This window comes from Ancylobacter sp., assembly GCF_965229075.1.
In the GTDB taxonomy this organism is placed as follows: domain Bacteria; phylum Pseudomonadota; class Alphaproteobacteria; order Rhizobiales; family Xanthobacteraceae; genus Ancylobacter.
In genome coordinates this window covers 1,131,312-1,149,970 of record NZ_CBDDIO010000001.1, presented here as the reverse complement: position 1 = coordinate 1,149,970, position 18,659 = coordinate 1,131,312, and the positions used below count along the sequence as shown (strand labels likewise).

General features: G+C 61.2%; 12 protein-coding genes, 1 tRNA gene and 1 pseudogene. 9 read left to right on the top strand and 5 right to left on the bottom strand.

Annotated features, from left to right (window positions below):
* Positions 1-620: 620 nt before the first annotated feature.
* The 5 genes from ACO07Z_RS05685 to ACO07Z_RS05665 all read left to right on the top strand — a co-directional run bounded on the left by ACO07Z_RS05685 (position 621) and on the right by ACO07Z_RS05665 (position 8,351).
* Positions 621-2,690, top strand: coding sequence for an ATP-dependent nuclease (locus ACO07Z_RS05685; protein ID WP_421697778.1), 2,070 nt, complete (start codon positions 621-623; stop codon positions 2,688-2,690).
* Complete coding sequence (locus ACO07Z_RS05680) at positions 2,683-4,407, top strand: UvrD-helicase domain-containing protein (RefSeq protein WP_421697777.1); 1,725 nt, start codon at positions 2,683-2,685, stop codon at positions 4,405-4,407. Before ACO07Z_RS05685 ends, ACO07Z_RS05680 begins: the two co-directional genes overlap by 8 nt.
* Entirely contained in the window at positions 4,404-5,690 is a 1,287-nt protein-coding gene (locus ACO07Z_RS05675) for a phosphoribosyltransferase-like protein (RefSeq protein WP_421697776.1), read from the top strand. The genes ACO07Z_RS05680 and ACO07Z_RS05675 overlap by 4 nt, the downstream gene beginning before the upstream one ends.
* A 166-nt stretch (positions 5,691-5,856) precedes the next feature.
* On the top strand, positions 5,857-7,014 hold the full coding sequence (locus ACO07Z_RS05670; RefSeq protein WP_421697775.1) for a reverse transcriptase family protein: 1,158 nt from the start codon (positions 5,857-5,859) through the stop codon (positions 7,012-7,014).
* A gap of 437 nt (positions 7,015-7,451) precedes the next feature.
* On the top strand, positions 7,452-8,351 hold the full coding sequence (locus ACO07Z_RS05665; protein WP_421697774.1) for an HNH endonuclease: 900 nt from the start codon (positions 7,452-7,454) through the stop codon (positions 8,349-8,351).
* Here ACO07Z_RS05665 and ACO07Z_RS05660 read toward each other — a convergent pair.
* Complete coding sequence (locus ACO07Z_RS05660) at positions 8,341-9,006, bottom strand: hypothetical protein (protein WP_421697773.1); 666 nt, start codon at positions 9,004-9,006, stop codon at positions 8,341-8,343. The genes ACO07Z_RS05665 and ACO07Z_RS05660 overlap by 11 nt on opposite strands.
* Before the next feature lie 132 nt (positions 9,007-9,138).
* Between ACO07Z_RS05660 and ACO07Z_RS05655 the strand changes: the two genes are divergently transcribed.
* Both ACO07Z_RS05655 and ACO07Z_RS05650 read left to right on the top strand, forming a co-directional pair.
* Positions 9,139-9,327: a ribbon-helix-helix protein, CopG family gene (locus tag ACO07Z_RS05655; protein ID WP_421697772.1), complete on the top strand. Its 189-nt coding sequence runs from the start codon at positions 9,139-9,141 to the stop codon at positions 9,325-9,327.
* A 936-nt stretch (positions 9,328-10,263) separates the two neighbouring features.
* Complete coding sequence (locus ACO07Z_RS05650) at positions 10,264-12,045, top strand: DUF3363 domain-containing protein (RefSeq protein ID WP_421697771.1); 1,782 nt, start codon at positions 10,264-10,266, stop codon at positions 12,043-12,045.
* Between the two features lie 116 nt (positions 12,046-12,161).
* Here ACO07Z_RS05650 and ACO07Z_RS05645 read toward each other — a convergent pair whose 3' ends face one another.
* Positions 12,162-14,663 carry a hypothetical protein gene (locus ACO07Z_RS05645; protein ID WP_421697770.1) on the bottom strand — a complete coding sequence of 834 codons (2,502 nt, stop codon included), beginning with the start codon at positions 14,661-14,663 and terminating at the stop codon, positions 12,162-12,164.
* A 498-nt stretch (positions 14,664-15,161) separates the two neighbouring features.
* Between ACO07Z_RS05645 and ACO07Z_RS05640 the strand changes: the two genes are divergently transcribed.
* Positions 15,162-15,350: a hypothetical protein gene (locus ACO07Z_RS05640; RefSeq protein WP_310207422.1), complete on the top strand. Its 189-nt coding sequence runs from the start codon at positions 15,162-15,164 to the stop codon at positions 15,348-15,350.
* 24 nt (positions 15,351-15,374) lie between these two features.
* Positions 15,375-17,006, top strand: a pseudogene (locus ACO07Z_RS05635) (recombinase family protein); the annotation flags it as partial.
* On the opposite strand, the gene ACO07Z_RS05630 reads toward ACO07Z_RS05635, so the two are convergent.
* The 3 genes from ACO07Z_RS05630 to ACO07Z_RS05620 all read right to left on the bottom strand — a co-directional run bounded on the left by ACO07Z_RS05630 (position 16,977) and on the right by ACO07Z_RS05620 (position 18,567).
* Positions 16,977-17,066 (bottom strand) — tRNA-Ser (locus ACO07Z_RS05630). The pseudogene ACO07Z_RS05635 and the gene ACO07Z_RS05630 sit on opposite strands and share 30 nt — an antisense overlap.
* A gap of 373 nt (positions 17,067-17,439) precedes the next feature.
* Positions 17,440-17,814, bottom strand: a complete 375-nt coding sequence (locus ACO07Z_RS05625) for an Atu4866 domain-containing protein (protein ID WP_421697769.1) — start codon at positions 17,812-17,814, stop codon at positions 17,440-17,442.
* Positions 17,815-17,823: 9 nt separating this feature from the next.
* Positions 17,824-18,567 (bottom strand): SDR family oxidoreductase, encoded by a 744-nt coding sequence (locus ACO07Z_RS05620; protein ID WP_421697768.1) that lies wholly within the window; start codon positions 18,565-18,567, stop codon positions 17,824-17,826.
* Between the last annotated feature and the right edge of the window lie 92 nt (positions 18,568-18,659).

The following is an 18,659-nucleotide window of genomic DNA, read 5'->3' as shown; positions in this document are numbered from 1 at the left end:
GAAGAGAACTATGTGTTCGCTATAACCCTATGACGCGCATTGGCCCGTCCCTGTCCCTCGCCGCCTTTCAGGGATATCCGCTTTGCGCCGCCATCTCGGCCGTAGAAATCGGATTTGCAGATTCCTGAGAGCAGACGTGGGTTCTTTCCGCCTTGGAGGTCATGGTTGCGCCATGAAAAGACATTGGCTTAGGGGCAGAATGCGGACGTTGAGCCAATCCCTGCGCCGCCCGTCGTGACCTGCAAAAAATCGTTATTCGCGCCGTCCCGCGCGACGCGTCGTCCAAGAGATTTTCGCCGACCGGTTTGATCACGTCTTCGCGACACACATCGACGCCGACCATCCGTAACTCTACAGCGGCCGTCTGACCCGGCCGACCAGGCCAAGAGGGGCTCGTGAATGGGATGCCGCAGCCGAACAGCCGGTGGCACTCGCGCGAGAACTACAGGCTGCTAACGCCACGCTGCAGCGGCCCGATGCCGGTATCGGCGAAGGTCGTGCTGTGGCCGGAACGTGATCGTTGAATTTCCCCCGAGACGCAAGCTGCACCACAGCACTCTTTCAGGTAGTGTCGGCACACTAATAGGACGCAGAGACGTCCGCTGCTTAGAGGGGACGCCGTGCACATTAGCCAGGTCAGGATCAAAAACTTCCGGCTGCTTGCTGACGTCACCCTTGCGCTCGATCCCAAAACCACCCTGATCGTGGGACGCAACAACAGCGGCAAGACCTCTCTGTCGGAAATCATGCGGCGCTTGCTCGGCGAGGGTACGCCCATCTTCCAGATCGAGGACTTCTCGAGCGCGAGCTACGATGGGTTTTGCGCGTCCCTGAGAGCGCATGGTGACGGGGCTGGAGACCAAGCCGTTCGCGCATTGCTTCCGTCGATCGAACTAGATGTCCATTTTGAATACGACGCGGCCGACCCGGAGCTGGGGCCGCTCAGCCCATTCGTCATCGACCTCGACCCAGCGTGCACCACTGCGATAGCAGCCATTCGCTACGAGTTGAAGGATGGCGCCGTCGCCGCCTTCTTCGCTGATCAGCCCGCCGGAGAGTTGGACGACGCAGCCCGCATAGCGGTCTTCAAGGTTTTGCGCGAACGCGTGCCGAAGATGTTCACAGCGAAGATCTGGGCGCAAGACCCCACCGACCCGGCTAACCGTCGCGAGCTGACGAACGCCGCGCTGCGCCATCTCGTGAAACCGGGCTTCATCAACGCCCAACGCGGCCTCGACGACGTGACGTCTCGCGAGTCCGACGTGCTGGCTAAGGTTCTGGAGAACCTGTTCTCCACCGCGAGTTCGGATCAGGCTGACCACGGCGACAAGCTTGTGGCCGATGCCCTGGGAGCCGCGGTACAGGACATTCAGCAGCAGATCGACGCCAACGTCGGCTCCGAACTGAAGAAGCTGATGCCGACCTTGCAGAGCTTCGGATACCCCGGTCTTGGCGGACAGGAACTGCACACGGAAACGACGCTGGACGTCCGGCGCCTGCTGTCCAACTTCACGCGCGTTCGCTACGCTGGCAACAGCGGAGTTTCCCTTCCCGAGTCCTACAACGGGCTGGGGATCAGGAACCTGATCTTCATCCTCCTGCAACTGGTCGGTTTCTACAAATCCTTCCGGGCGGACTCGACCGCGGCTGGAGTACACCTGATCTTCATAGAGGAGCCGGAGGCCCACTTGCATCCCCAGATGCAGGAGGTCTTCATTCGTCAGCTTGCGAAGATCGCCCAGCAGTTGGTCCAGGGCGCCGAGGACGGCATCCCGTGGCCAGTGCAATTCGTGGTCTCCACCCACTCGTCGCATGTCGCGAACGAGGCAGGGTTCGAGGCCATCAGGTACTTCCTGTCGGTCGACACGCCAGGTGCGGCTCCGGGCGTCCGGATGACCCGCGTCAAGGACCTAAGCAAGGGCATGGCCGACAAGCCCGCGCCCGACCGCCAATTCCTACACAAATATCTGACGCTGACCCGTTGCGACCTATTCTTCGCGGACAAGGCGATACTGGTCGAAGGTCTCGGCGAACGGATGATCCTACCAGTGGTGGTCAGCAAGCTGGAGGCTATGGAGCCGGAGGCGCCGAAACTGTCGAGCCAGTTCATCACCACTCTGGAGGTCGGCGGCGCCTACGCCCACATCTTCGTGGATCTCCTGGACTTCCTAGAATTGCGGACCTTGATCGTCACCGACCTCGACGCCGTGGTCGCGGCAGGCGGCACCGCCTGCGCGGTGCACCAGGGCGTGACCACCAGCAATGTGTGCTTGAAATCCTGGTTCGCTGGCGACGCGCCTTATCCCCTGGCCGGCTTCGCCGGTAAGACCGACGTCGACAAGATTAAAGGCCTGAAACGTCTGGCTTACCAATGTCCCGAGGCCGCCAACGGCCCCTGTGGACGCACACTTGAAGATGCGTTTATCTTGGCCAACGGCGAAAAGTTCGGCTTGGTGGGCGCCGACGCCCCGGCCCGCGAACTCGAAGCCAGGACGCTGGCTGGCGGCTATAAGAAGTCCGACTTTGCCATCGAATTCTCGATCGCCGACACGAACTGGACGGCACCTCGATACCTCGTGGAGGGCATTCGATGGTTGGCGGCGAGCGACGCCATTGTGCCAGACCAGGCATTGGCCGTCGTAATGGCGGCGGTCGATGAGGCAACGGCTGAGGAGCAGACCGGTGCCTGATGGCGAGACTCCTGCACAGAGGGCAAGCCGCGTCGCCCTTGAAGCCGTCTATGGCTGTTTGGAAAACGGCGAGAGCTTCAGACTGGAAGCCGGCGCCGGCGCCGGTAAGACCTACACGCTCGTGAAAGCGCTGGGTTGGCTGATCGAGAAGCGGAGCCGGGTTTTCGTTCGCCGCAGTCAGAAGGTTGCCTGCATCACCTTCACCAACGTGGCCAAGGATGAGATCGAGGCGCGAACCGACCGCCACCCGGCGGTGTTTTGCGAGACCAATCACGCGTTCTGTTGGTCGCTAATCAACGGTCTGCAGGCGCATCTGCGCACCTATGTCAGCGAACTCCCGACATGGCAGGACCGTCTGGCCGAAGTCGGCGGCATCGGTGGTCGCACGGTGGAGTATACCCTTGGCCATCGGTCCATCAGGGACGGGGTTCTGTCCCTGCACCACGACGACATCCTGCCACTGACCATCCGCTTCATGGAGAACGCCAAGTTCCGGAAGCGGATGTCGGAACTCTATCCGGTCATTCTGGTCGACGAGTATCAGGATACTGACGCCGATTGGGTGGAGGCGATCAAGGCCCACTTCCTCGGCGTGGCGGGCGCGCCGCAGTTTGGCTTCTTCGGCGACCACTGGCAGAAAATCTACGGTGGATGCGGGAAGCTTGAACATCCCGCGGTCAAGGAGATCGGCAAGGAGGCCAATTTCCGGTCTGTGCAGGTCGTAGTGGATTGCTTGAACCGGATGCGACCCGAGCTGCCGCAGTTCGTGGACGATCCGACTGTGGCTGGTTCGGTCAGGGTGTTCCATTCCAACGGTTGGGTGGGACAGCGACAGGGCGGCGCCCACTGGGGTGGCGATCTGCCTGGGCCCGTGGCTCACCAGGCGTTGGACCGGGTCAAAACCCGGCTGGTCGCGGATGGTTGGGACTTCGACGCCAGCCGGACCAAGGTCCTGATGCTGACCCACCGGGTGTTGGCGGCTGAGCAGGGCTACGCCAGCCTCCCAGGCGTCTTCCAGTTCAATGACGCCTTCACCAAGAAGGAGAATCCACACATCGCCTACCTGGTCGATGTGCTGGAGCCCGCTTGCGATGCATTTGCGGCCCGGCGGTTTGGCGAGATGTTCGATGTCCTGGGCACCGCCCCGCACCTGCGTCGAACGGCGGACAAGGCGGCGTGGGGGGCGTCCTTTCAGGCGCTGGATCAGCTGAGGGCCAACGGGACCGTCGGGGAGGTTATCGGTCACCTGATGCAGACCCGGCGCCCGCGGCCCCCCGATGCCGTCGCAGACCGTGAGCGCGACCTGCGCGCCTTTGATCCGGACGCTGGCGAACCCATGCCGCGCTACCTAACGGAGACAGAGGCCCTGCATGGCGTGCAGTATGCCGAGATCAAAGCCCTTCGCGCCTATCTCTGCGGACACTCGCCGTTCGAGACGAAGCACGGGGTCAAGGGACAGGAATTTGAGAATGTGCTCGTCGTGATCGGACGCGGGTGGAACCAGTACAATTTTGGGGAGATGCTGGAGCTGGCGGTCAATGGCGTGCCGGCGGCCCGCGCAGAGATGTTCGAGCGCAACCGCAATCTCTTCTACGTGGCGTGCTCCAGGCCGAAGAAGCGGTTGGCGCTGCTGTTCACCCAGCAGCTTTCGCCCGTGGCGATGGGCAAGGTCCAGGCGTGGTTCGGCGAAGCTATCGTAGAAGGGATTGCCATTTGAGCTCGCGAGCGCCGCTGTCGTCTTACGAGACGTCGCAGCAATGGCTACGGCAGTTCCTGGCGGCCGACGCGGTCGACGCTGCGGCGTTGCTGGACGCCATGCTCTTGCTAAACGAAGAGCAGGTCAGCGCAGCGATCCGCTCTCAACTCTACGCGCTGGCGGACGGTCGCTCCGGTTTCCGACGTCGGGTCGCGCTCTACGCCGAGCGCGAGATGGGGCAAGCAGCCTTCTTCCAGAGCACCGTAACTTTAGATGCGAAGGGCCGACGCCATTACCGCGCCGTTGGTCGGGCTGGACCTCCGGCAGTCAAACCCCTTCGTGGCGGGACGCGGGTCGGCAGCGAGGGCCTCGTCGGCTTTGTCATCTCTCAGGCTAAGGAGGCGCGGCCGGCCATCTTTATGAACCACCCAGGGCCCAACCTGCTGCGCGGCAAGACCGCGCCCGCAGGGACTATAGCGCTGGTCACGGACTTCATCGGATCCGGCAGCCGGGTGAGGTCGATGCTCGACGCCTTGTGGGCGGTCCCCACCATCCGTGCGTGGCGCTCCCGAGGATGGATTGATTTTTGCGTTGTGGCCGCGGCAGGGACAGACGCCGGCATCACGAGCGTTCGGCGCCACCGCCTGCGGCCGGATGTGCGTGTCGAGCACGTCGCACCGACCATCGTAAAGGCAGGCGACTGGCGCCAAGCGGACCGCTGGTTTTCACTGATTAACCGCTACGGCCCGGATACGGGACGCGGTGCGAGCCGGTGGGGCTTCGGAAACACCTCCGCCCTGGCGGCATTCAACTACCGCCTCCCCAATAACACGCCGGCGCTGCTCCATAAGTCGACTAGCACCTGGCGCGCGCTCTACGACGGGCCGGCGCCCGACGACCTGCGCCCGGCATTCGGCCTCCGTCGGATGAGCGACGTCATCACCTCCGCGGCGGCCAGCATGGGCATTCGGATCACGCCGGGGTTGGCTGAGGCGGATGCTGCGACGGTTCTCGTCTTGTCCGCCATGCGTGGACGCTGGTGGCGCGGAAAGGAAATCGCGCTCTCTGAGCGGACCGGAATGACCACGCCGGACGTGATGGAGATCGTGCTGAGAGCGCTGCGCGCAAAGTTGATCACCAAACAAGGGCGCCTCACAGACGCCGGGCATCAAATGCTGGAAGCTGCGCGGCGGCTTGAGCGAAAACGGCCGAGTATTGCAACCTCTACCGTTCCATATTATCCGTCCGAACTGAGAACTCCGCGGGCTTCGTCTAGCACCCGCCGTCCTTTTGGGCGGCCGTGATGATGGGTACGAACTCATTGTCGAGGGGGACCGGGCTTCCGGTCGCCACTGTTAGAGCTGCTGATCGCAGGTCCACGTCGCTTCCGCCATCGTTCCCTATCGGGAACCTCCTCGGGGGCTCGGTTCGATGGTGGAAGCGACGCCCACCAGGGCTGGACTCAAGTAGATGAAGCACCCGTGGAGTTCTCAACGGTTCCGCGAGGGGGCGCGCGCTGAAGGGCGAAGCGAGGGTCTGATCGCCGCCGCCGAAGCCGCTGCAGACGCGATCAAGCGGACCAATCCCGACCTTCCAGTTATCCTGACCCTAGGACACCTCGCACATTTGGCCGGAGTACCGATCGAGGCCTTGCAGGCCGTCGCCTTCCGCAAGGAGGACTCATACCGCGTGTTCCGGGTGAAGAAGCGCGGTACGCCCAACGGCGTGGCGGCGCCACCACGGCGCTACCGGACGATATGCGTGCCCCACCAGGACCTCATGCGGGCGCAGCGCTGGATCGCACAGAACATCCTGAACGCCGTCCCGCCGCACCCCGCAAGCTACGCGTTCGCGCCTGGTCGCGACTTGGTCGGTGCAGCGAAGCGGCATGTCGAAGCGAAGTGGTTGGTGAAGATGGATGTCCGCCACTTTTTCGAGTCCATCCCCGAGCGTCGGGTTTATCGGGTGTTCCGGTCGCTCGGTTACGGGGCGTTGCTTTCATTCCAGATGGCGCGTGTCTGCACGCGCCTGGCGCAACATCAGACCAGTGACGTCAGGCTGCAGGAAGGGCGCGGGGACACGGGTCTCCCATACCGGCGACATCGGCAAGGGCATCTGCCGCAGGGCGCTCCGACGAGCCCAATGCTCGCGAACCTCGTTATGTGGCCGCTGGATCGCCGCATCGAAGCCTTGGCAGCGCGGGGCGGTTGGACCTACACGCGGTACGCAGACGATCTCGCCTTTTCCCGCCGCAACGCCTCGGCCAGGGGAGAGGCAATGCATCTGGCGAAGGCGGTGGAGCATGAGCTGGTGAAGTTCGGGCTGATCAACAATCGCGAAAAGACGACGATCGTCCCGCCGGGTGCCCGAAAGGTTCTGCTCGGCGTGCTGGTCGACCGGGAGCAGCCGAGGCTGACGCGCGAGTTCCGCAACAACGTCGAAACTCATCTTTTCGCGCTCGCGAACCCGAAGGTCGGCGCCGCCGCCCACAGAGCGAAGCGGGGGTTCGCCTCGACCATTGGCATGCGGCGCCATATCGAGGGGCTAATCGCTTTCGCCCATCAGGTAGACAAGGACTACGGGGCAACCCTGTACCGGCAGCTAAACGCCGTCGATTGGAACCGATAGCGTCACGCGACGCCCATCCAACTTCAGTCGCCGCCACACTCCCTTCGAAACCAAGAAGTGGCCGGATCAGCTCAGGCTGTTGCAAACTCGCTTGTCCGAACTACGAACGGCCAGGACTGAGGTGGAAGCAGAGATAGCCAGACTAAGGTTACTTTCAAGACTGCAGGCGGGTTTTGAGGGGTGGAGCCACAACTTGAAACTACACTTGAGGATAGGCTTATGTACGCAGAGCGGACTCTCCCAATGTCAGCAAAGGGTCAGCTCCGGCCTCGGGTATTATTTGGCGATATGTCCGCTTCTCGTTTGAGATCCCCAATAGCGGACAGTCGGCTACCGGCCCCAAACCGGGCATTCGTCCTCGCCACAGCGTACTGTCTCCTGGAGCGAACGGCTCCTTACGCGCTCGCCAGCGCGGGATAGCGCGGTAAGATCGTGTCATGGGATTCGGCGTTTTCATCCATCGTACAGACTCGATCTATGACGATAGCCCGGCTGAGCGGTACCAGTTCCCTCGGCAGTATCTCGGCCGCGTCGAGGCCTGCGTTGGCGATTGGATCGTCTATTACGAGCCGCGGAAGGTGGCGGACACGCGGGGTTACTTCGCCATCGCGAAGGTGGAGCGCGTTGTTCCCGATCCGACGGCGCCGGGCATGTTTCTCGCGCTGATCGAGCCGGGTAGTTATCTCGACTTCGTCAGCCCGGTGCCCTTTGGCGGTGATGGTGGCGTCATTGAGCGTGGCGTTCTGAACGAAGATGGGCGGATTTCCGGCCGTGCCCAGGCTGCGGTTCGACCGCTCTCCGCGGGTGATTTCGACCGCATCGTCGCGCGAGGCCTCGATGACCGCGAGCCGCTGCTTCCGCGCACGGATACCGATGTGCGTCCGAACGGATTCAGCGAAGAACAGGCTCCGTTCGCGTACGAGGAGAGCAGGGAGCGCGTCAGCTATCTTTCGTCGCGGATGGTGCGGGATCGTGTCTTCCGCCGCATCGTGCTGCGCGCCTATGATGAGCGGTGCGCCATCAGTGGCTTGAAACTCATCAATGGCGGCGGGCGGGCCGAGGTCGCGGCGGCGCATATTCAGCCGGTTCAGGCGAACGGTCCGGATATCGTCAGCAATGGATTGGCTTTGTCAGGTACGGCACACTGGATGTTTGACCGGGGGCTGATCAGTCTGACGGACGATCTCGACGTGCTGATCTCCCGGCACGCCAACGATCCCGACGGCGTGCGCGCCTTCATCAATCGGAGCGGGCGCGCAATTGCCCCGCAACGGGCGTTCGAGCGTCCGCATCCCCACTTCCTGCGCTGGCATCGCGAGCACTGCTTCAAGCAGTGAAGCCGACTGCATCGTGACGCTGCAGCTGCATCAAGCGCGTAACATCCCGGCGGATGCGCCGTAGTTCGGGCCACGGGAAATGCCGCCCCTCGGCGCCATCCGCGCCGACGGCGATCAGCACGTCGAGCTTTGCGGAGAGGCCGCGCAGAGACGTCGCGTTTGCCGCAAAAAGCCCCGCGATCAGGCGCTCTTCATCGGCGGATGCCGCCGCCTCTTCCTGCCGGGTGACGGAGTAGCCGATGGCACGATCTGCGTCGTCCCAGCGCTGCTGATGTGCGCGCAGCGCCTCCGCGACTTCGGCGCGCCGCGCGCAAAGCGACGGAACATTGCCCGCAAGCTCATCGAACTGGCGCAAGGAGGCGATCCGCACCGGTGACGGTAGTTCGGCTGCAGCCAGAACCGCCTGTGGAAAGCCGATCTTCCGCACGAGTTCGGACTCCAGACGTTGCTGTTTCCGACACAGGGCAAGCGTGCGCCTATGCGCGGCGCGCCACCCTTTCCACGCGAGGACGGCGGCATCCGTTGCGCTGTCATCTTGCGGCGTCGCCGCAGACGAACTGTTGAATGACGTGCCGCCGATCGTCAGCAGGACGGCATAGAGAACGCCCCTCCGGGATGGCCGGGACAGACTCGTGCTAATCTCAGAATCAGCCATGATCCGAGCTCCAATCAGCTTGGTTGTGGTCAGGCCGGGTTGGGTGTTCGCGCACTCACCCCGGCCGTTGTACGTGCACTGCACGTGCATGACTCTGCCTCGAACTATGCCGGATCGCAAGCAATAAGGCCGATGACGAAACAGCCCTTCACTACCCGCATTGATGCTGACGTACTCGCGCTGGCGCGCCAGCTTGCTGACGCGGAGCGGCGATCCATTACGGCTTTGATTGAAGTTGCGTTGCTCGAATATGCCGAGCGTCGCGGCATCTCCGTCGCCGAAAAATCGCAAGAGGTTACCGAGCCTAAGCGCGGCAAATGATACCGAGATCGGCGAACTTCTACGATCAACCGCCAGCACCTCATGCTTCCCAGCATTGCTGCTCGCGTGCACAAAAGGCCGCTACCTCTGTGCAGTTCGACGACGGTTTCTCTGCAAGGTTTCTGCACGGCGATGGACATCCATTGGCATCACCAGTGCAGACCTCGGCGCGGGTTGGGCTGCCGCTTGAATGGCGTTTGACCGTCAATCCACTGCATCGCTGATCTCGCATCCGACGGCGGTCGTGGTAGCCTCGGTGCCGGCAGCGTATCAGCGGCTCCCGCTGGCCAGAACGTGGTCTTCTCGGTCATTACCTATTAGTATATTCGGCGGGTATTGTCGGAATTAGATTATTGACAGTGAGGCTTAGGAAATTGAGGGCAAGATAAAGCGATCTGCCGATCGCAATGTCTGGCGACATTATATGTTTGTCTGCACATTGGTTTCAGCAGGTTGAGGTACGGTGCCCAGCGTGAATCGCAGGGTGCTGGCAAGCCGGTCGGTTGATCTAAGGCTCTGATCGGACTGGGGTTGATTGACCTAAACCGCAATGTGCGCTCCGCCCTTAGCCCGCCATGGCAGGTCTTTTCACGCTGCTTTGCGAACTCGCCTTTTCTACGCTTGATACTCTAAGGTGATGCCCCTCATCGTGCCGGCATGGCACAGGACAACAGCGACAGGTTCAGGGTCCGCCCCGGCCGGATTCGTCAGCGCGGCATGCGACAGAGCAGCCTTGCGACGCTACCGTTCCGGCGCCAGGTCGAGATTGCCGCGCGCGAGGCCGGCGGCTGGTCAGGCCGGAAAGGAAGCGGGCGTTACAACGCCCGCGGTCGCGGCGTCCGGGCAGCGGGCGCGCTTTCCGGTGTTGACCGCGGCTGGAAGGTCGATGCCGGTGGACGACACCGCTCTCGCCGCGTGGTGGTTAAGGCGCGGGTGGTGAAACTCGGCGTCGTGCGGGGGCGCGGCGGTCGCAAGACGGTCGGCACTTCCGCCAAGGCGGTCGACGCCCATCTGCGCTATCTCCAGCGCGACGGTGTGACGCCCGACCGGCAGAAGGGTCGCTGCTATTCGGCGTTCGAGGATGTGGCCGATGGCAAAGCTTTCCTGGAGCGCGGACGCGAGGACCGCCACCAGTTCCGCTTCATCGTCGCGCCGGAAGATGGGCTGGAGCTCGGCGACCTCAGAGGCTTCACGCGTGAGCTCATGGGGCAGATGGAGAATGATCTCGGTACCAAGCTCGACTGGATCGCGGTCGATCATCACAACACTGGCCATCCCCACACCCATGTGCTGGTGCGCGGCGTCACCGATGAGGGACGTACCCTCACCATAGCGGGCGACTACATCGCCCATGGGATACGCCACCGCGCCAGCGACATCATCACCCGTGAACTCGGCCCGCAGAGCGAGGTGGAGCTGCAGCAGAAGCTCGCCTCCGAGGTCGAGGCAGAGCGCCTTACCCGGCTGGATCGTATCTTGATCCAGGAACAGGAGCGCGAGGGCGTCGTCGACCTCTTCACCAGCGGCAACCGGCTGATCCGGGAGAACCAGAACCTCCTCATCGGCCGGCTTCGCAAGCTGGAGGGTTATGGCCTCGCCACCGAGGACCTCCCCGGCGAGTGGATCCTCGCGCCACGCACGGAAGCGATTCTCAACGAGATCGAAGCCCGCAACGACGTCATCCGCTCCATGCACCAGGCCATCGAAGACAATGGCCTCGGCGACGAGCGCGGCACCAGCCAATTTGTCCGCCATGGGCACGCGCCGGAGCAGACACTCACCGGCCGGGTGCTGGGCAAGGGACTGGCCGGAGACGGCCTGAACGAGACTACCTATCTCGTGGTCGATGGCATCGACGCTCGCGTCCACCATGTCGAGTTCCCGGACGCCGCCAGGCTCGAAGGTCTCCAGCGCGGCATGATCGTCGAGGTGACGCCGCCGATCACTCAGCCCCGCGCGGTCGATCTGAACATCCAACAAAACGCGGACGCGGATGGCATTTATAGCCCGAGCACGCACCTCGCCCACATCCGCGACCGCTTCACAGAACAGGGCAAGGACGCTGAGGCCTATATCCGCTCGCATGTCCGGCGACTGGAAGCACTGCGGCGCGCCGGTCATGTCGAGCGGGTTCATGCGGAGCACTGGACCATCCCGAAGAACCTCCCCGAGCGCGGCCTCGCCTATGACCGCGCGCTGGCGGGCGAAGGCCCCAACATTCGGATCGCCTCGCAGCTCTCGCTCGACCGGCAGATTGGTGTCGAGGGCGCCACCTGGCTCGATCAGGAGATCATCTCACCCACGCCCCGCTCTACCGACGGCTTTGGCCTGGATGTCAGCCTTGCCGTCGACCAGCGCCGTAACACACTCGTCGACATGGGACTCGCCACGCGGCAGCCGGGCGGTGGCATCGAGGCGCCCGACCTCCTCAACCGGCTTCAGCGCCGCGAGGTGGAGCGCGTCGCCGCCGACCTCGCCAGGTCCACAGGCTTGACTTACCGGCCGTCCGGTCGCGGCGAATATGTCTCCGGCACTGTCACCCGCCAGCTACAACTCGTCTCCGGTCGCTTCGCCATGCTGGAAGACGGGCTCGGCTTCCAGCTGGTGCCCTGGCAGCCTGTGCTCGACAAGCAGATCGGCCGCCACCTTTCCGGTGTCATGCGTGGAGATGGCGGTATCGAGTGGGATCTCGGAAGATCGCGAGGGCTGGGGTTATAATCAAAATCAGCCGTTGCAAAAAGTCGGACCGCCGGCGCCATATCTAATACGGCTGCTCCGCTCAACGCTCTTGCCATCATAGTCTTAAGCATACTTTGGCGCAACTGCTTCGACAATCAGCGGCCAGGAGCGCGACGACTACGCGGTCGATTGACTGCGCGATTTTTGGTAGCGCTAGCAACGACACGCGCACTTTCAACTTTAAATGCCTCACGACATTTGAACGTAAAAAGCTCTTCGTCCGGAAAGCGCAATCCAAAAAAGGTGCGCTCCTCGCGTTCCTCCTTCTCAAGATACTGCAGGAATCTATCAACTCTCTCAAGGCGCAACTTAACACGCTCAAATCTCTCATTCTGATTAAATAGTCCATACTCAGATTTCGCAGCCTCAACCAGATAATTACTGACAGGCTCGTCATAGACGCCGCAATCCGTACAGATAAGATCAAGATACGTGAACGAGTAAGCCAGTTCACTTATCATATACAGGCCGTATCCCGTTATTTTTATGCGGTCGACATCTGTCGAATATACATCGAGCCGATTGTCGGCCTCTACGAATCCGTGTTTCAGCAAAACATCAACGTTCTTTGTGAAGTCATCTATCATGGCGAACGTTTCTGAGAAGTACGACTTCAGTTCAGCCATTGATAGGTACGTCGCCACGCCGCTTTCCACATTGTGCGCGAGTTTTCTAAGAATGCGCATTGAGGTAAAATGTGAACTTCTGCGGTTATCTCGTAGTTGATATATATTTGGTATGTCGCTTAACATTTCGTCATAATAATACCTAGTAGGTATCATTACAGGTTTTATGACCTGATGTATCAGGAAGTTCCATTTTCCAGCGGCGAGCATTTCTTCGACATTGGTGTACCCTGATAGAAGGAATGCTCTGAAAAGATCAAGAGATAGTCTTATATCTCCGTGAGCGCACGCTGTAAGAAAATTATTCAAAGGTGATTTTTCGTTATGAAAATCCCGATTAATGATGCTCAGATATTTTATGCAGTCATTGACGAGTTCCTCAGGAGCTCCATTTGTCAGATCCTCGTTCCTCGATGAATTCGATAGGAGTGACACAACGTACTCCAGTCGCTTTCGGAATACCTCTGCGGGCTTCGGGGAGCTTATGTGGAAGCCCGCGTTCTGGAACGCGTCCAGCAGGCCATGGATTTTCGAATTATGAAACCGCTCTTCTCTCATTGAGATTAAGGTGACGCATTCAAGTTCGTCAGCAATCTCTTGAGCCGAAGTAAAACAAAAATCCTGATTTGGGCCAGAATATTGATCAGTATTATCGATTACAACTATAAGTCCAACGTCTTGACATTTCCAATAATTCATTAGACGTTTGGCGCAATATTTTTTATCAGCTTTCCAGCCTGAAACAAGTTCATTAAGGCGTGCATTGTACGCGTCCGATGCCCTTGAAAGCCCTGACAGTTCCTGGCGCGACGCAATCTCGAAGCGATCTGTAAAAAGCTTGTCCAGCAAAGCGCTTCGGTCGGCGGCCAAGAGCCCTTCTGTGTCAAGGCCGGCGACGAGCCCGTCCCAGATCGCTCGACGAATTACTTCGGGCTCTTCTGGCACCTTAAGAAGGTCGACGATCGCAATCACCGAGTGGTCGCGCAACCAGCGCGGAGGCGTGTGGTGCAGGAGGCGCTTGATAAATGTCGACTTTCCGGCCCCCTTGCCACCAAACAGGACGAGAACCTCTCCCTTGCGTCCTCGTTTGATGTTTTTAGTCAGACGCCCTCCAAGTTGCCCGCCCTTTCCGGTTTCGTCTAAGGGCCGGACACCATACGATTTCAAGTAAGGTGAAAGGGAGTCTTCAATTAAAGTCCTCATCCCATCAAATGTATGATGATAGTCTCTATGAGATACATAGCAGCGATCCATAAATTCCGTATCGCTATCCTCAATAACACCAAAATAATGATTAACAATAGGTCGTAGAGCAGAAGCTAATTTGTTCGCCGTAATTGGATGCGAATATGAGGGAATACGATCTTTCGCGTAGTAGATTGTCCTATCTCGCGGGGGAGAGCTATTTAGGACGGTTTGAAGTGAAAAGCTTTCTGAAATAGCTGTATATGAAAATGAATTATAGGCGCGCGTATATTCAATATCAAAGAAAGACACGCTTCGCGCTACAAAAGCTTGCAACGTTTCCCATTTTTTTCCACGCTCGAACGTTTTAAAAAATATCCATTCGTGCCCATTGGTTATGGCCGCGAATTCGCAGCCAAGATCTTGACAGTAAAATCGAACTTGCTGCATCGCAGATTTGATATTGTTATCTGTTAGTAACTTTTTTATAGAAATATATCCGGACGTTTCGGATTGGTTCACGGGATTTGGAAGATTGAAATACGAGCCATCCCGTTTGGCCTCTACGAGAATCAGTGGGTCCCCATCTGCGCGCTTCAATACGAAATCGGCATAACCCGGGGCGACATACTCCTCCACAGCCGTTCGATTGCGCGGCCACGCGAGAACGTCATGCAAAACGAAGTCGATTACCCGGTGCCGGGTATCAGCTTCGTTAAGAGAGCGGTCTTTGACGTCATCGATTATTTCGCGCAGCCGCACCAGAACGTCATCGCCATGGGCCATTCCAGATATCACCCCCAAACAAACGTAGGGCAAAAATGCTGGCCATTGGGGTGCAATGTCAATCGTACCCAGGATGGAAAAGATTGGGTACGATAGTGATTTAGCTATTGCACTTAGGTGTTTCAATGCGCCGCTAGGGCCGCGCTATTTTGGTACCGCACCGGCGAGTGCGGCGAAATGACGGGGGGAGCGGAAGTCTTAATCACGCAGCCCTTCAGAGACTGTCTAAGGCAGCATTACCACCGTTCGATCGGTCTCGGACCGTTAGCGAAAGTCCCTACGTCCTGCCTCCTCAAGTGCCATCAGGGCTCCCAAGACTCTTAACCTCGCAGTGTAAGGGCAATATCTCGGGCCTTCCATAGAGGCCTTAGAAGCGCTGCGTATCGCCGGATACAGAGCGGTTATGTGGCCTTGCCCCTTGTCATCGCAATCTATGGGATGACCAGATACGAGCGTCCACCCACTTTCGACTCCACGCGCCGCCTCCCGACCGGCCGCTTGCCCGACAATCTCTACACCTACGCGGAGACGCCGCCGCCCCGCCGCCGGACACGGTCGCCCCCAGCCTCCGCCCCCCTGACCATCACCGACGACTGGCCGGAATACATTCCGGTGACAGAGGCGGAGATTGCTGTCTTCGAGGCGTGGTTCGGGGATATTCTGGAGGAGTTGATCCAAGGGGAATGACCGCCTGACACGAAAGGCTTCGCCATGACCGCTCCGCTGCGTGCCGCTTTGTATCTGCGCGTCTCCACAGCCCGGCAAGCCGAGCACGATGTCTCAATTCCCGATCAGCGCCGGCAGGGCGAGGCGTACTGCCAAGCTCGCGGCTATCAACTGGTCGAAACTTATGTCGAACCGGGCGCCTCGGCGACCAATGATCGTCGGCCCGAATTCCAGCGGATGATCGAAGCTGGCACGCTGAAGCCGGCGCCCTTCGATGTCGTGGTGGTGCACAGCTTCTCGCGCTTCTTCCGCGATCACTTTGAGCTTGAGTTCTATGTCAGGAAGCTCGCCCGCAATGGCGTGCGGCTGGTGTCGATCACCCAGGAGATGGGCGACGACCCGATGCACGTCATGATGCGTCAGATCATGGCGCTGTTCGACGAGTACCAGTCGAAGGAGAACGCCAAGCACGTCCTGCGGGCGCAGAAAGAGAATGCCAGGCAAGGCTTCTGGAATGGCGCCCGTCCGCCGATCGGCTATCGCGTCGTTGAAGCCGAGCAACGCGGTGCCAAGGTGAAGAAGAAGCTGGAGATCGATCCGCTTCACGCCGACACGGTGCGGCTCATCTTCGATCTCGCCCTCAATGGCGATGGCCGCTCCGGTCCGATGGGCGTGAAGGCCATCGTCAGTCATCTCAACCGCAACCGGATCTACACCCGCGAGGGCGGGCGTTGGGGTATCGGGCAGCTTCACCGGGTGCTGACCCGCCGCACCTATATGGGCGAGCATCAGTTCAACAGCCGCTCCAAAACCAAGCAGAAGAAGCCCGAGAGCGAGGTGGTGGTGGTCGCCGTGCCGCCGCTCATCGACACCAAGGTCTTCGACGCCGTGCAGGAGCAGCTTCAGGCGCGCAACCCCAAAATCGTCCCGCCGCGGGTGGTGAGTGGCCCGACGCTGCTCACCGGCATCTGCTATTGCGCGCAGTGCGGCGGGGCCATGACCATCCGCACCGGTAAGAGCGGGCGCTACCGCTACTATGCCTGCTCGATTAAGGCGCGGCAGGGCGAGACCGGCTGTGCCGGCCGCGCCATACCGATGGAGACGCTCGACACGCTGGTGGCGAGCCACATCGAGCAGCGGCTTCTTCAGCCCGAGCGGCTGCAGGAGATCCTCGCTTCCATGCTCGACCACCGTCAGGAGCGTCTTGAGCGCCGCCGCGAGCACATTGCTGAACTCACCAAGCGCGCTAGCGAAGCCGATCAGCGGCTGCGCCGGCTGTATGACGCCATCGAATCAGGCGTGGCAGACATCACCGATCCGGCGCTGAAAGAGCGGATCGACGGGCTCAAGGCGATCCGCGATCACGCACAGGCCGATGCTGCCCGAGCGCAGACCTCGCTTGCCACCTCAGGCGAAGATGCCGTCACGCCGGCCATGGTGGCGCGTTTCGCCGACATCGCTCGCAAGCGCATGCGCATCGAAGGCGGCGGCTACCGGCGCGACCATTTGCGCGCCTTGGCTCAGCGCGTGGAAGTCGGAGCCAAGGAAGTCCGCATCATCGGATCAAAGGGAGACCTGCTCCGAACGCTGGCTGCCGTCTCAGGAGGGAAATCGGCTACGCTTGGCGTGCCCAGTTTGGGACTGAAATGGCGGAAGGGGTGGGATTCGAACCCACGGTGGGCTTGCACCCACGGCGGTTTTCAAGACCGCTGCCTTAAACCACTCGGCCACCCTTCCCCGTGACGACATCGGCCGTTGCGGCAGACATCATCGGCGATCCGTTCCGAACCTGGCGCCGGATCGGCACCGCGCTCCGTCCGTCCCGATGACGCAGCTTCGCCAGAGACAGACACGCCAGTAGACACCCCGCCAGGCACGCCGCCCGTCAGGCGTCGGGATCGGGTGCCCGGCATGCCGGTCGTGATCGCCGGCGAGCCATGCCCCAGCCGGTGCCTGCTCGTCAAGCTGTTCCCCCGGCAGATCGGCATGGCGGGCGGTGTGGCGGGCGCGCCGCCGCGCCTGCCCCCGCCGCTTCGCTCGTCCGAAGGGCACATCCATCCGCCCCAACGAACTCACCGTCGGATAGAAGTTGCGGCAAGGTCCGCGGGGTTCACCTCACCCGGCGGAACACCATGCCGCCATGGTGCAGCGTGTTCTCATCGACGAAGACGCCGTCGGCGGTGAAGCCGGTGTCGTCCCAATAATCGATCTGCGTCCCCCGCACCTCGTAGCGGCCGCGATAGGCGCTCTCGCGCTGACCCCGCGCTTCGTCATAGCGGCCATTGGGCAGCAATTCGTGCCTGACATAGCGATCGGCGGTGACCCACAGCCCGACATAGGGGTGATCTCGGTCGGGTGCGGTGTGGCGGACGGTGGGCGGTGTGGGCGCGGGTTGGGTCATGGCAGGAAAGGCTCCGGCGAGGGTGAGGAGGAGCGCCGCACTCACGGCGGCGCGGCGTGTCAGGAAACGAACGGTGTCGGACATGCCCGCCCCTCACGTGCTGGCGGTGGGGCGGATGACGATCTCGCTCACATCGACATCGGCGGGCTGTTCGAGGGCGAAGCGCACCGCGCGGCCGATGGCGTCGGGCGTCAGGGCGATGGCGCGATAGCTCTTCATCGCCTCGGCGGCGACCGGGTCGGTGATGGTGTCGGCGAGTTCGCTCTCCACCACGCCGGGATGGATGCAGGTGACGCGCAACTGGCGGTTCTCCTGCCGCAGCCCCTCCGAAATCGCGCGGACGGCGAATTTGGTGGCGCAATAGACCGCCGCCGTCGGCACCACCGACAGCGCGCCGATGGAGGCGATGTTGACGATGTGGCCGGCGCCGCGCGCCGTCATCTCCGGCAGCACGGCAGCGATACCGTTGAGCACGCCCTTGATGTTGACGTCGATCATGCGGTCCCACTCCTCCACCTTCAGCGAGGCCATGAGCGAGAGCGGCATGATGCCGGCATTGTTGATCAGCACATCGATCTTGCCGAAGCGCGCCCGCGCGGCCTCGGCGAAGGCGGCGACATCGGCGCGGTCGGTCACGTCGAGCCGGCGGGTCATCACCTCAGTGCCGGTCGCCGCGGCGATCTCTTCCGCCAGCGCGTCGAGGCGATCGGTGCGGCGCGCGCCCAGCGCGAGGTGGGCGCCGGCGCGGCCGAGCTCGCGGGCGATGCCGGCACCGATGCCGCTGGAGGCGCCGGTGATCAGGACCACCTTGTCGAAAGTCGTTTTTTCCAAAGCCATGTTGCTGTTCCTTCCGTGCGTTTGGCGTTGGCAGGAAGGTAGCGAGAAGGCATTGTCGCCAGTAGCCGCCCATCGGGCGACACAGAGGAAAG